At 45.8% G+C, this 13,948-nt stretch carries 11 protein-coding genes, 2 tRNA genes and 1 pseudogene; 9 read left to right on the forward strand and 5 right to left on the reverse strand.

The window, feature by feature from the left end; genetic code table 11:
* A partial coding sequence (locus ACTCNA_RS06685) for a type IX secretion system membrane protein PorP/SprF (RefSeq protein ID WP_462947129.1) occupies window positions 1-371 on the reverse strand: 371 nt, incomplete at its 3' end.
* 20 nt (window positions 372-391) lie between these two features.
* Window positions 392-730 carry a type IX secretion system membrane protein PorP/SprF gene (locus ACTCNA_RS06690; RefSeq protein ID WP_462947130.1) on the reverse strand — a complete coding sequence of 113 codons (339 nt, stop codon included), beginning with the start codon at window positions 728-730 and terminating at the stop codon, window positions 392-394.
* A 381-nt stretch (window positions 731-1,111) separates the two neighbouring features.
* On the opposite strand from ACTCNA_RS06690, the gene ACTCNA_RS06695 reads away from it, so the two are divergent.
* The 6 genes from ACTCNA_RS06695 (at window position 1,112) to ACTCNA_RS06720 (ending at window position 7,889) form a co-directional block, all read left to right on the forward strand.
* Window positions 1,112-2,161, forward strand: a complete 1,050-nt coding sequence (locus ACTCNA_RS06695) for a glutamate ligase (protein WP_462947131.1) — start codon at window positions 1,112-1,114, stop codon at window positions 2,159-2,161.
* A gap of 215 nt (window positions 2,162-2,376) precedes the next feature.
* Complete coding sequence (locus ACTCNA_RS06700; RefSeq protein WP_462947132.1) at window positions 2,377-3,762, forward strand: glutamate--cysteine ligase; 1,386 nt, start codon at window positions 2,377-2,379, stop codon at window positions 3,760-3,762.
* Between the two features lie 15 nt (window positions 3,763-3,777).
* Window positions 3,778-5,541 carry an ABC transporter ATP-binding protein gene (locus ACTCNA_RS06705; RefSeq protein WP_462947133.1) on the forward strand — a complete coding sequence of 588 codons (1,764 nt, stop codon included), beginning with the start codon at window positions 3,778-3,780 and terminating at the stop codon, window positions 5,539-5,541.
* Window positions 5,542-7,326 carry an ABC transporter ATP-binding protein gene (locus ACTCNA_RS06710; protein WP_462947134.1) on the forward strand — a complete coding sequence of 595 codons (1,785 nt, stop codon included), beginning with the start codon at window positions 5,542-5,544 and terminating at the stop codon, window positions 7,324-7,326.
* Between the two features lie 72 nt (window positions 7,327-7,398).
* Window positions 7,399-7,602 (forward strand): hypothetical protein, encoded by a 204-nt coding sequence (locus ACTCNA_RS06715; protein ID WP_462947135.1) that lies wholly within the window; start codon window positions 7,399-7,401, stop codon window positions 7,600-7,602.
* 5 nt (window positions 7,603-7,607) lie between these two features.
* Window positions 7,608-7,889, forward strand: a complete 282-nt coding sequence (locus ACTCNA_RS06720) for a type II toxin-antitoxin system YafQ family toxin (RefSeq protein ID WP_462947136.1) — start codon at window positions 7,608-7,610, stop codon at window positions 7,887-7,889.
* Window positions 7,890-8,004: 115 nt separating this feature from the next.
* Here the strand turns inward: ACTCNA_RS06720 and ACTCNA_RS06725 are convergent.
* A tRNA-Gln gene (locus tag ACTCNA_RS06725) sits at window positions 8,005-8,077 on the reverse strand.
* 178 nt (window positions 8,078-8,255) lie between these two features.
* Between ACTCNA_RS06725 and ACTCNA_RS06730 the strand changes: the two genes are divergently transcribed.
* Window positions 8,256-9,164, forward strand: coding sequence for a sugar phosphate isomerase/epimerase family protein (locus ACTCNA_RS06730; RefSeq protein WP_462947137.1), 909 nt, complete (start codon window positions 8,256-8,258; stop codon window positions 9,162-9,164).
* Between the two features lie 108 nt (window positions 9,165-9,272).
* Here ACTCNA_RS06730 and ACTCNA_RS06735 read toward each other — a convergent pair.
* Window positions 9,273-9,348, reverse strand: a tRNA-Gln gene (locus tag ACTCNA_RS06735).
* A 134-nt stretch (window positions 9,349-9,482) separates the two neighbouring features.
* Between ACTCNA_RS06735 and ACTCNA_RS06740 the strand changes: the two genes are divergently transcribed.
* The gene (locus tag ACTCNA_RS06740) at window positions 9,483-12,551 is read left to right on the forward strand and encodes a glycosyltransferase family 117 protein (RefSeq protein ID WP_462947138.1); all 3,069 of its coding nucleotides are present in this window, start codon (window positions 9,483-9,485) and stop codon (window positions 12,549-12,551) included.
* 208 nt (window positions 12,552-12,759) lie between these two features.
* A pseudogene (locus ACTCNA_RS06745) lies at window positions 12,760-12,951 on the forward strand (NUDIX domain-containing protein); the annotation flags it as partial.
* A 14-nt stretch (window positions 12,952-12,965) separates the two neighbouring features.
* Here ACTCNA_RS06745 and ACTCNA_RS06750 read toward each other — a convergent pair.
* Window positions 12,966-13,925, reverse strand: coding sequence for a D-2-hydroxyacid dehydrogenase (locus tag ACTCNA_RS06750; RefSeq protein WP_462947139.1), 960 nt, complete (start codon window positions 13,923-13,925; stop codon window positions 12,966-12,968).
* Window positions 13,926-13,948 lie beyond the last annotated feature (23 nt).

A 13,948-nucleotide genomic window follows, 5' to 3' on the forward strand; every position in this document is an offset into this window, starting at 1 on the left:
AGCAAAAAATTGGCTGCCAGATCGTATTGAAGCGGCAGCCCGCGGGTAGCTGTAACCAATATGGTTGGTTTGAAAGCCATGTAGTTTAACGTGATAAAACGAAAAACGTAACCGCCCGCGAGGTAAATGGTCTGGATTTCAGTTTTAAGGTTGTAATTGTTGAGGTTGGCCCTGTAGTCATTTTTCAGCAGTTTGGGAATGGAGAGGCTCACATAATAATTTTCTTCGTAGAGAAACGCGCCAAGTCCAAAATTGGGCATAAATTTCAAGTCCACATCCGCGCCAAATGCGGGGTCGTATTCACCATCGGGATATAATTCATATTGAGTAAGCGGATTTTTGTAGTTGATGAAACCGGCTTTCAGCCCCATGCGCAGACGGGTTCGCGGGGTCAGGGCAATTTCGTAAGCGTAATCGCCAAAATGCTCAGTTTATTTTCCAGTCCATACCTGTCGTTGGCTACGTTCAGCCCCAAACCCACTTTTCTGTTGTTGGTAGGGGAATGAAATGAAAAAACCTGCGTGAGCGGTGACCGGTCGATGCCCGTCCATTGCTTGCGCACCAGCGTGGAAAATCCGATTTTTTCCCACATCCCCGCGTAGGCCGGATTAACGGGCTGCATGTTGAACATGTATTGGGTATAAATGGGTTCATACTGCCCGAAACTTCTTGCTGACATCAAGAGCAACAGCAGTAATGAAACAAACAAATGTTTAACCCGGTTTCCCATTTTTTCAGCAATTAAAGCGGTGAAAACTACTAATTTAAACGGACATAGACAATAGCAGGGGAAAATTATTCATGCTGAACCACCAGGCCTAATAATATTGCCTTCAAATAGTTAAGCTGGCGATTGTATCTTTGCAAATCTACCGGTAAACAAACCGTATGGGTTAGCTGTATAACTGACAACCTGCAGGATGATACAATAAACAACAGAGGAATGTATTGAATCTTAAAATTTTATTGTTTTCGCGCAGAACCCGCAGATAAACGCTGATTTTTTATAAATTTCTGCGAAAATCAGCACAATCCCAGCCTGCGCCTGGCAGGAGCGGGAGTTTTTTTAGATATGAATGCAGGCATTCATTTAATTTTTTACTATACATTTATGGAAGACCAACACCAGCAAAAAAACAAAACCGCCAGCGATGAAACAACTCCGGGACCCGGCAGTAATTTTACGCCACTGCCCGGGCACGAACATTTTGAGGCCACCACTCAAATAATTATTGCTGAAATCCTGCGGCGAAAACTGCCGTTTGAGATCATCGATGCGGACAATAACCTGATTTCAGTAACGTACCGCAGCAAAGAATACATTATTCACGAAGGCACCATTTCGGATGCCAACAGCCTGATTGCCTACTGGATTTCAAACGACAAATGGATGACCCGTCAATTCCTGCAGCGAAACGGAATCAGCCATGCCAAAGGCATTTTGCTGGAGCGCGGTTTTCTTCCCGCCCAGCTCGATGCTGTTCAACTTCCGGCAGTGGTAAAGCCTGTTGATACCGACCACGGAATTGGCGTGAGCACGAACCTGCAAAGCCGGGATGAGGTGATGAAGGCAGTTGAAAACGCATTTCAGTATTCCGGGAAAGTGATTGTGGAAGAATATTTTCCCGGCAGGGAATACCGCTTCCTGGTGATTGACGATAAAGTGCGGGCAATTGCCTACCGCGAGCCGGCCAATGTTACAGGCGACGGCAGGCAAACCATTCAGCAGTTAATCGACCGGAAAAATGTGGGGCGCGGAACCGATTACAGGCATCCGCTGCTGAAAATTGTTGCCGATGAAGAGGTGCAAAGACACTTAAATGCCAATTCGTTAAACCTGGATTCGGTTTTGAAACAAGGCGAAAAAGTGTATTTGCGAAAAAATTCAAATCTGAGCACCGGTGGCGACAGCATCGACATCACCGACGAAATGCCTTCGTTTTATAAAGATGTTGCCGTCAAGGCAGCGCAGTCGGCAGGCCTGAAAATTGCCGGCATCGATATTATCATTCAGGATATTGACACAGCTCCGGCACCCGGCAATTACATTGTGGTGGAGCTGAATGCCCCGGCAATGCTGTCGATGCACGATTTTCCGTATATCGGGAAAAACCGCCATGTGGAGAAATATGTGCTCGATGTAATCCTAAGTTCAAAATGAAAACCGGTTTTTCTTATTTTTTACCCCGCCCCAGGGGGTGAAATAAGAAATAATACCCCGGTCGGATGGCGGGAATTTTTCAACTTTAAAGAAATGGGTCAAAATAGAATTATCATTAAGTTATCCCGTTAATCCAAAATGAATAAAGGCAATTCGCGAATGAAATTGTTATTTTGTTACTCTAACATATTTGAGAGAAAAAATGAATGATAAGAATGCCTGAAACAGACAAAAAACCGGAAATAACGCATAAATCGCAATTGACAGAATATTTCGGGCAGGGGTGCAAACCGCCCGGAGAATGGAGCATCGGCACTGAGCACGAAAAGTTTCTGTTTTATAAAAATGACTCCCGGCGCATCAGCTACTTCGGCGAACTCGGGATACGTACCATTTTTAAACACCTGCAAAATAATGGCTGGCAACCGGTTTGGGAAAAGCAAAATGTGGTGGGGCTCAAAAAAAACGCAGCCTTCGTTACGCTGGAGCCCGGCGGACAGGTGGAGCTTTCGGGCAGTAAGCTGAAAACGCTGCAGGAAACTTCCGAAGAAACCAAAACCTATTTTGATGTGTTGGAGGACATTTGCGAAAAGCTGGAACTGTTCAGCCTGTCGCTGGGATTCGATCCGCTGTCGGCCCGCAGGGATGTTCCCTGGATTCCCAAAACACGGTACGGGTTCATGAAGGAATACATGCCGCGCAAAGGGAAGCTGGGCCACGAGATGATGCTCAACACTGCTTCGGTGCAGGTGAACCTGGACTACAGCAGCGAGGATGATATGATAAAAAAAATGCGCGTCGCACAGGCTTTGCAACCGGTAGCCACAGCCATTTTTGCCAATTCGCCTTTTTCGCAGGGTAAGCCCAACGGTTTTTTGAGCTACCGCGCACATGTCTGGGATGATACCGATCCTGACCGTTGCGGTTTTTTACCTTTCGTTTTCGATACAGGTTTTGGGTTTGAATACTGGGTGGACTACCTGTTAGATGTTCCCATGTATTTTATTCAGCGGGGCGAAGAGTACCTGCCGGCCGGCGGAATGACTTTCCGTGATTTTTTACAGGGAAAACACAAGCTGAAACCAACAATAGACGATTGGGATACGCATGTTGCTACCGTTTTTCCTGATATCCGGCTCAAGCAGTTTATTGAAATGCGCGGTGCCGATGCAGGCTCCGTGCCTCACGTAACTGCTGTTTCGGCGTTGTGGACGGGTTTGTTGTACGACAGTGCCAGCCTGGAAGAATCGTATGAGCTGATTTCAAATTGGAACATAAACGAGGTAAAAGAAATGCGTTCGCGTGTGCCGAAGGACGGGTTAAATGCCGCGAGTGGCAATTTACATGCCGGTAAAATCGCGAAACAAATTTGCCAAATCGCTGAAAACGGGTTGAAAAGGCGTTCTGAATTTTTAGGCATCGATGATGAAAGCCGCTTTCTGGAACCGGTCCGGAAAATTACAACATCCGGTGTTACCCCGGCCGAAATGCTCCTTCAGCTTAATGAAAAGAAACTTTCAGCCGGATTAAACGTTTCGGGTTGGGAGAAGTACCAGTTGCAAATTCTGACCGGCGAAACAAACGACAACAGCAAAATTTAAACAGTACTCAGGTTAATGTTTTCGAAATTAAAATTTCTGCTCAACTATACGCATCAGTACCGGTGGTGGTACACAGGGGGAATCATCTTCCTGATTCTCACGGTATGGGCATCGGTTACCATTCCTGAGTTTATCCAGAAAAGCGTTGACCTGATTGGAAATGGACCGGAAGAGGGCAGAACTGAATTTTACCATAACGTGCTGCTGATTTTTGCTTTGGCGCTGGTACTGATCCTGGTAAGGACTTTTTCCCGGATTTTGATATTCTTTCCTGCACGGTTGATAGAAAAACAACTGAAAGGGGAAATGTTTAAAAAGCTGTCTTCCTTCGGCAAAGATTATTATGACCAAAATCCTACGGGTAACATTATTTCACGCGTGAATAATGACATTAACGGGGTGCGCATGATTACCGGGTTTGGTATTTTGCAGATTGGCAATGTGTTGCTGTCGCTGTCGGTTACGCCCTACAAAATGTGGAAAATGTCGCCGGTGCTCACGCTGTATGTTATCGTGCCCCTGTTGTTGGTTTTTATTGTCGTGCGCATTGGCATGGCCATGATGGTAAAAAACACCCGTTTCCGCATGGATATTCTCCAGCGGCTTTCCGGGAAAACCATCTCTTTCCTTTCCGGCAACAGTGTCATAAAAAATTACAATATTTATTCGTATGCCGAAGATGAGGTGCAAAAAGAGAACCTTTCCCTGTTCGACAAAACCATGAAAATTGCATGGGTACGTTCGTTCATTTTACCGCTGCTTGGCAACTTGGGCCAGATTTTAAAGATTGTCGTGCTTTTTGCGGGCGGAGTGTTCGTGATAAACGGGGAGTTTACCATTGGCGAGCTCACCGAATATATTGCCTATTCGGCATTGCTGGCCCAGCCGGTAATGGGACTGGGGTGGCTGCTCACTGTTTTACAGCAGGGTTTTGTGGGCATCTCCAGCCTGCAAACCATTATGAACCGAAACGGGGTTGACGATGAACGAAAACCGCTGCCTGCCCATGAAAAAGAACAGCTCTTTAAAGATGGCATTCATGTGAAAAACCTCAGCTACACTTACCACAACGGGGAGAGACCTGAGCTGAAAGACATTTCATTTTCTATACAACCCGGGCAGGTAATTGGAATCACCGGGAAGGTGGGCTCGGGGAAAACAACCCTGATTAACTGCCTGAACGGGTATCTAAGGCCCGATGAAAAGATGGTTTATTTTGGTGAAAAAGATGCAGCTTTCCTGAGAGGTGAGGATATCCGGTCGGTGGTACGAACTGTTACCCAGGAAGTATTTCTGTTTTCCGATACGATTGAAAATAACATTTTCCTGGGCTCCGAAAAGTTTTCGGTGAAAGAGAATTTTGAGGATGTAATTTTTAAAAGTGCTTTTGCCGATGAGCTGACCCGGCTGCCCATGAAAGAGAAAACACTGGTGGGCGAAAAAGGCATCATGCTGTCGGGCGGGCAGAAGCAGCGCATTAGCCTGGCGAGGGCGCTTTACACACCGTGCGATCTGCTGATTCTCGACGATGTTTTTTCTGCTGTTGACACCGAAACGGAGCGGTTTCTTATTCAGCATGCAATTAAAAACCATGCGGCAAAAAGCGTGTTGGTGGTGAGTAACCGGATAAGCGTGCTTGAAAAAACCGACTTCACCATTGTGCTGGAAGATGGCCGGATGGCAGCCAAAGGAAGCCACCGGGAGCTGTTACAACAATCAAAATTTTACAGCGATATTCTGAACCTGCAACAGGAAGGCCACAAAAAGACGAAAGGATAAATGATAAAACTGCCGAATAAAATAGTGAAAACCAAAGACTGGCAGCTGCTGCTTAAGTTTGCCCGGTATTTTAAACCGCATAAAAAATGGTTTTTTCTGAGCATTGCCTCCATTCCGGTTACCGCAATGGCCGGCATTGTGTTCCTTTGGCTGGTGCAGGGTATTGTTGATGACTATATTGTGCCGGGCAATGTGGAAGGCCTGATAAAGCAGGTAACCTTATTATCGCTGACCCTGCTCATAAATATACTTTTCGATGGTTTTTACAGTTACTCCTTCTCCATAGCGGGCAACAGGGCCATTGTCGATCTTCGTAAATACCTGTTTGGAAAATCGTTGCGTTTCCCGTTGAGTTACTTCGATAAAAAACCCATTGGCGTAACGCTCTCGCGCCTCACCAGCGATATGGAATCCATTTCGGAATCGTTTGCTGCCGGAATTCTCGGGCTGCTGGCCAACAGTGTAAAAACGCTGGCGCTGCTGGGCTATCTTTTTTACCTCAACTGGCGTCTCACGCTGGTGCTGATGTTGGTTGTGCCGTTAATTATTTTTACGGTTGCCTATCTGCGCAAAAAAATCAGGAATGCGTATAATAAATCGCGCACCAGCCTTGCTAAGTCAGCTGCCTATTTGCAGGAGTCGCTGAACGGCATGAAAACGCTTCAGCTCTATTCGGCAGAAGATGAGGCTTTTAAAAAATACGACAACCTGAACAAGCAGTACAGCGATGCGCAGAACAAATCGAATATTTATGATTCGCTGCTGTATTCGGTGGTGGAAGGAATTACCTCGGTGGCCACAGCGCTGGTAATTTGGTACGGGGCCATTCAAATCTGGGATTATGGCTACACCATGGGAGTGCTTATCGTTTTCATTACTACCCTGGAGCGGTTGTTTGTCCCGGTAAAGCAGTTTGCCCAGCAGATATCAACTATTCAGCGTGCGCTCTCGGCTCTCGAACACATTAATGAACTGTTTGAGCAAAAAGAAGAAGCTCCCCGATCAGTCATAGAAAATGAAAAAATTGAACCGCTGCCAGTTCAGGAAATTGAATTTAAGAATGTGAATTACCGCTATTCGGAAGATTCCCCGTATGTGCTGAAAAATGTGTCGTTCAAACTCAGCAAGGGCGAGCGCCTGGCACTGGTGGGGGCCACCGGCTCGGGAAAATCCACCATCATCCGGTTATTGGCGAAAACTTACACCGGTTACGAGGGGTCGATTACAATTAACGGTGAAGAACTTGTCGACATTCCGCTTGCCCGTGTCCGGGAAACCATTTCGGTAATGCAGCAGGATATTTTCATGTTTAACGATACGGTGGAATTCAATATTTCGCTGGGGCGCAAGTCGGTTTCCAAAGCCGATGTGGAGCAGGCAGCATCGTTTGTTTATGCCGATTATTTTATTGAACAGCTGCCGGGTAAATATAAGTTTGTGGTGCAGGACAATGGCGATAACCTGTCGAAAGGACAGGCCCAGCTGATATCGTTTGCACGCGCCATTTGCAGCAACAGCGAGCTTATTGTGCTGGACGAGGCCACCAGCTCGGTCGATTCGCTCACCGAACAATACATTCAGCAGGCCATTGCAAATATTTTTTCGCTGAAAACAGTAATTGCCGTCGCCCACCGCTTAAGCACCATCAAAAATTCAGACATGATTCTGGTGATGGAAGAAGGGCAGATTATAGAGCGGGGCAATCACAACGAGCTGCTCAAAAAAGGAGGAAAATATGCTGGCTTGCTTCACCAGTTTGAGGAAGAGAACCAACCAGTGGGTTAAAGAGCGAAAAAATGAAACAGCGATGCCGGTTATGAGAATGAAACTCAATTCGTATATTTGTAAAAAAATGATATGGCAACTGTTCAGGTGAAAATAAAAACTAACACTAAACGCGGCAAATACCTTTACGGATTACTGAAGGAAATGGCGAAAACCGGCCGGGATATTGAATTCGAACATATCCCGAATGATGAAACTATTAAAGCAATGAAGGATGCAGAGCAGGGTAAGGGAACCAAAGTGAATAGTGTAGATGAATTGTTCGATTCAATTTAGTTTCTATGTATGAACTTCATGTTACCGGTAAATTCAAAAAAGATTTAAAGACGCTAAAAAAACGTTCTCCTCACGATTTTGAATTACTCCGGAATTTTATTCATAACCTCTCTGAATCTGGTTTTAATGGAATCGATAAAAAGCATAAGCCACATAAATTAAAAGGCAAATTTGCCCGGCACAACGAATGCCATGTATTGTTCGATTTACTTTTAATTTGGATGGAAGATAACCAGGCCATGAAGATTACACTGGTACGTACCGGAACCCACTCCGATTTGTTTTAATTGATCCTAAACTGCTCTTGCACAGAATAATTTTACCTGGAGCTTGTTTATCCGTTGTAAAGGGGGCGCTCAAAAAAATGAGTCACGAAAAACTTCATAACTCATTCAATTTTTGTTGTCCCGCCAGGGCTCGAACCTGGACTCTTCTGATCCAGAGTCAGACGTGTTGCCAATTACACCACGGGACAATTTTCGGATGCAAAAATAACACAATTGTGTTAAAGCGAAATAACCTTTTTCAAAAATCTTCGGCCTTTTAATAGTGCAATAATTTTGTTTTTTTGACCTTTAAATAATTGGAATGCATTATTTTTACCCTTCTAAAAAGAATTATTAACTTAAATCAACAATAAAAATTTGAATACGATGCAAAAAAGAAGGGATTTCTTAAAAATTTCAGCGGCAGGTATGTTGGGTGCCATTGCTTTGGGGCCAATGGCCTGCAGCTCAGGTGCTGGCAATAACCGGAAAAGTTATGGCGTAGGCCTGCAGTTGTACACTATCCGCGATGCTATGGCAGATGACGTTTTGGGTTCATTGCAAAAAGTATCCGATATGGGCTATAAAAACCTGGAATTGGCCGATTACGCCAACGGCAAGTTTTACGGATATGCACCTGCCGAGTTCAAAAAAATTGTGAATGACATGGGCATGGAAATAATCAGCAGCCATGCCGGCGTTGAAGCTACCGGAATTACCCGGGAAAATGCGCAAAAAATGGCCGACGACCATGCCGCGCTGGGTGTTAAATATTGTGTACAGCCCTGGGTAAACGAAGAAGACCGCAACATTGAAAGTTACAAAAAAATGATAGCCTCCTGGAACGAAGTTGGCCTTGTAATGAAAGATGTGGGCATTCAGTTTGGATACCACAACCACAATTTCGAGTTCAAACCCCTGGATGGCATCATTCCTTATTACGATCTTTTTATGAAAGAGATGGATGCCAACCTCATTACTATGGAGCTGGATTTGTACTGGGCTACCAAAGCGGGCCAGGACCCGGTGGAAATGTTTAACAAATACCCGGGACGATTCCAGTTGCTGCATTTCAAAGATATGGCTGATGACAGCAATATCCCATTCTACGAAGTGATTAAAGACGACCTTACTTCTGTTGGTTCAGGTCTTATCGATTTCAAACGTATTTGGGAAGCCCGCGAAACTGCCGGAATGAAATACCTCTTTGTGGAAGACGACAACCAGGGCAACGGCAAACCGTTCGAAGGAATTGAAACAAGTATTGAAAATCTCACTACCGATATCCTGGTTTAGATTAGTTCAATACTTTTAATATGGAGAAAGGAATCCAAATGCGTTCGGGTTCCTTTTTTTGTGAAATAAAAAAGGAGAACAACATGAATTGCTCTCCTTAATTATCTTTGGTTGACCCGCCAGGGCTCGAACCTGGACTCTTCTGAACCAAAATCAGATGTGTTGCCAATTACACCACGGGTCAGTACCTTACTGTCTTTTTTCTAAAGACGCTGCAAAAGTATAAATTTTTTCTTTTCTCAAACATTTTGCCCTGTTTTTTTGCCACCGGCCATTTCTCATAAAACATTATATTTGTCAGAATCTTAAAACTACGCCATGTTTCGCTTCAAAAGCATCAACCGATTTTTGGGTTGGGTAGTATTTGTGGTTGCTGCCATTACTTATATTCTTACACTCGAGCCCACTGCCAGCTGGTGGGATTGCAGCGAATTTATCATCAGTGCTTATAAACTCGAGGTTGGGCATCCGCCGGGAGCTCCGCTTCACATGATTCTGGGCCGTGTATTCACACTGCTGGCCCCCGATGCTTTCCATGCGGCGTTTATGGTGAATATGCTTTCGGCGCTGGCCAGTGCCGGAACGGTAATGCTGCTCTACTGGAGTATTGTTCACCTGGCTAAAAAATTATTTCCTGAAGGAGAACTGAAAAAGGCAGAACAGTGGGTTGTTTTGGGCAGCGGCCTGGTGGGGGCGCTTGCATTTACATTTACCGATTCGTTTTGGTTTTCAGCGGTGGAGGGCGAAGTTTACGCCCTTTCGTCGTTTTTTACGGCTGCCGTGTTTTGGGCCATATTAAAATGGGAAAATGAAGCCGGTGAAAAGTATGCCAATCGCTGGCTGATGCTCATTGCCTACCTCGTTGGGCTTTCAACCGGCGTGCACCTGCTGAACCTGCTGGCTATTCCTGCGATAGTTCTGGTTTATTATTTCCGGAAGTATGAATTTTCGTGGACAGGTGCCCTGGCAGCTTTTGCTGTTTCAATAGCAATCCTGGGCGGTATTCAATATGTTATTATTCCCGGAATCCCCAAGATTGCATTCCTTTTCGATAAATTGTTTGTGAACACATTTGGTCTTCCGTTCAATTCAGGAATCCTTTTCATGATTGCACTTATCGTTGCCGCTTCGGTGTGGGCCGTGCGTTACACGCTTCAAAAAAACCTGGTGGTTTGGAATACTGTGGTTACGGCAGTCATTGTAATTCTTATCGGTTATTCCTCATTCGGGGTCATTTTAATACGTTCTGCCGCCAATCCGCCCATGAACCAAAACCAGCCCGACAATGCATTTGCACTGCAACGTTATTTAAACCGCGAGCAGTATGGCGACCGTCCGCTTTTGCACGGACCTTATTACAACGCACCGGCAATTGCTTCCGTGGGACAGCAAAAGTTATACAACAAGGTTGACGGAAAATATAAAGTAACCGGTACCATTGCAAAAGAAACACGTTACGAACCGAAACTGGAAACAGTTTTTCCGCGCATGTACAGCAGCCGGCCAGCACATGTAAGAGAATACAAACAGTGGGGAAATGTGGAAGGAAGGCCGGTGAGGATACGCGACCGGGGCGAAACAAAAACCGTAATGAAGCCCACTTTTGCTGAAAACCTGCGTTTCTTTTTTTCGTACCAGGTGGGGCACATGTATTTCCGGTATTTTTTGTGGAATTTTGCAGGCCGCCAGAATGATGCTCAGGGGCACGGCAGTTTTTTAAACGGGAACTGGATTAGCGGAATCAACTTTCTGGATAAAGAAAGAACAGGGCCACGCCATGCCATGCCCGATTTTATGAAAAATGAACCTTCACGCAATACCTACTACTTTTTACCCTTACTTTTCGGGCTGATTGGCTTTTTTTATCAGTACAACCAGGGCAAAAAGGGACGAGAGGGTTTTGCCATAACCCTGACTTTGTTCGTGTTCACTGGAATTGCCATTATCGTTTACCTGAACCAGACTCCGGTGCAGCCCCGCGAAAGAGATTACGCTTATGCGGGATCGTTTTATGCCTTTGCCATTTGGATCGGGCTGGCGGTTCCTGCGTTTTATTCCGGGATTAAAAAAGTGCTGAACGGTATTCCGGGCGCTGTTGCAGTGACGGCAGTCAGCCTGGTGTTGGTGCCGGGAATCCTGGCTTCGGAAAACCGGGACGACCACGACCGTTCGGGTCGGTACATGACCCGCGATTATGCCATTAATTACCTCGAGTCGTGCGCTCCCAATGCCATCCTTTTCACGTATGGCGACAACGACACCTTCCCGCTGTGGTATGTGCAGGAAGTGGAAGGAGTGCGTCCCGACATTAAGATTGTCAACCTGAGTTACCTCGGGATGGAGTGGTACATAAACCAGCACCGGATGGCTTCATACGAGGCTGATCCCATTCCGTTTTCTTTCGGTAAAGAAAAGTATTACACCGGCCACCGCGATGCTGTTTTATTTCAGGAAAGAATAGATGGCGCAATTCATTTGAAAGATGCCATGAGTTTTATTGGCAGCGACGATGCCCGCACCCAGCTCAAAATGGAAAATGGCAGTTCGCTGAATTACTTTCCGTCAAGGGATTTTTACCTCGAAGTGGATAAAGAGAAAGTGCTCGAAAACGGCACCGTTCAGCCTGAAGATTCAGCTTTAATTGCCGATAGGGTGGAGTTCAGCATCGATAAAAGCTATCTTTCGAAAAGTGAGTGGGCCGTGCTGAACATTATTGCCGCAAATGAATGGGAACGGCCAATCTACATCGACCACAGCCTGCTGCACACCGGCAGTATATTTTTTACCGACTGGCTGCAGTTTGAAGGACTGGCCTACCGGTTTGTGCCGGTTAAAACTCCCGGGGAAGGGATGCGTTTTGGCCATGTGAATACTGATATTCTTTACGAAAATGTGATGAATAAATTTGTGTGGGGGAGCGTGAATGATCCGGATATTTTTCTGGATGAATACAACAAGCGCGAGATCAAAATTATTCAGGCCCGTTACATGTTTGCCCGCCTGGCCGAAGAGCTGATAAATGAAGGACAATTGGAAAAAGCCGAGCAGGTGATCGATAAAATGTTTGAGCTGTTTCCCGACGAAATAATTCCGCTTACGTTCGACTCCTTTCCGGCCACCGAACAATATTACCGGGCCGGGGCCATCGAAAAAGGAAACGACAAAGTGCGAAAAATGGTGGACAACAGTTTTGCCATGCTTAACTATTATTTTTCGCTTCCCGGACACTTTGCAAGGGTGGTGGAAGATGAACAGAACCGCGAAATTTCGCATATCAGGAACTTGCTGGTGCTCGCGCGGCAACAGAACCAGGCTGAGCTTGCCGGGGAAATCGACAACCGGCTGGAGGACTTGATTAACCGCTTGTCGGAAGAAGTTGGTTCATAATCTGGCAATCTGTTTTGCCAGTTTGCCGGCCAGTTTTTTTCCCCTCGAAATGATTCCGGCAGTGGCATGCAGTTCAATTTCGTGGTTGATGACCGAAAGCAGCTCCGGTTAAATCCGGCTCCTGTTCTGAAATTTATGCCATTTTTACAAAGATATCAGCTTCCGATTAATTATTTTTGAAAGATGATAAAAAGTTACATGCGCCATAATTGTTCAGAATGGAAAAATCCTGCTTACCCAGCGTGGCAAACATCCACATCATCCTTACCAATGGGAATTTCCCGGTGGAAAATTAAAACCGGGCGAAACAGAACAGCAGTGCATTCAGCGTGAAATTGAAGAAGAACTCGAGCTCCAGGTAGAAGTTGGAGAAAAACTGAATCCGGCCGTTTTCGATTACGGATTTAAACAAATTCAACTGATACCGTTCACTTTGTTCTGTGGTTTTCCTTCCAGAAATACTTTCAGGTTTTCGGTTGCAATTTGCATTAATCTTTCGCGGGCTTCGGTGGTTGCCCACGCAATGTGCGGAGTAATGGAACAATTTTTTGCCGTTGTGAGCGGATTGTCGGGTCGTGGCGGCTCGGTTGACAATACATCGAGGCCGGCACCGGCAATTCTGCCGTTGTACAGCGCTTCAGCAAGGTCATCTTCATTTATCAGCGGGCCGCGGCCGGTGTTCACCAGAAAAGCTGTGGGTTTCATTTTTTCAATGGCACTTTTGTTTAAAAATCCCTCATTGTCAGCGGTTAGCGGGCAGTTGATGCTGATGAAATCGCTTTCGGCCAGCAGTGTATCCAAATCAACCTGGCGGGCATATAAATCGGTTTCTTTTGGGCTGCGATTATTAAAAATAATTTTCATGCCAAAAGCCAGTCCTATTCGTGCAACTGCCTGGCCAATCTGGCCAAATCCGATAATGCCGAGCGTTTTGCCGGCCAGTTCGGTTTGGGGTGTTTTGTGGTAGCTGAAGTCAATACTGTCGGCCCACTCGCCGGCTTTTACCGATGCTGCATGGATAGAAACATTTTGTACAAAATGCAGGATGTGCGAAAAAACCATCTGCGCCACCGAGGCTGTGCTGTAGGCAGGAATGTTGGAAACTGTTATTCCCGCTTTGCTGGCTGCTTCAACATCCACTACGTTGTAGCCGGTGGCCAGCACGCCAATAAATTCAAGCCCGGGGAGTTGCCCGATGGTGTCTTTGTCGAACATCACTTTGTTGGTAAAAACGGCCCGGGCGCCGGTTGCCCGCTCCACTGTTTTTTCGGGAGGTGTGCGGTCGAAAATGGTGCAATCGCCAAGTTCTTTTATTCCATCCCAGCTCAGGTCGCCAGGGTTCAGTGTGTATCCGTCGAGAACTACTATTTTCATATTTATGGTTGTTTGTTTCTGGA

The sequence above is a fragment of the Tangfeifania sp. genome (genome assembly GCF_055108615.1).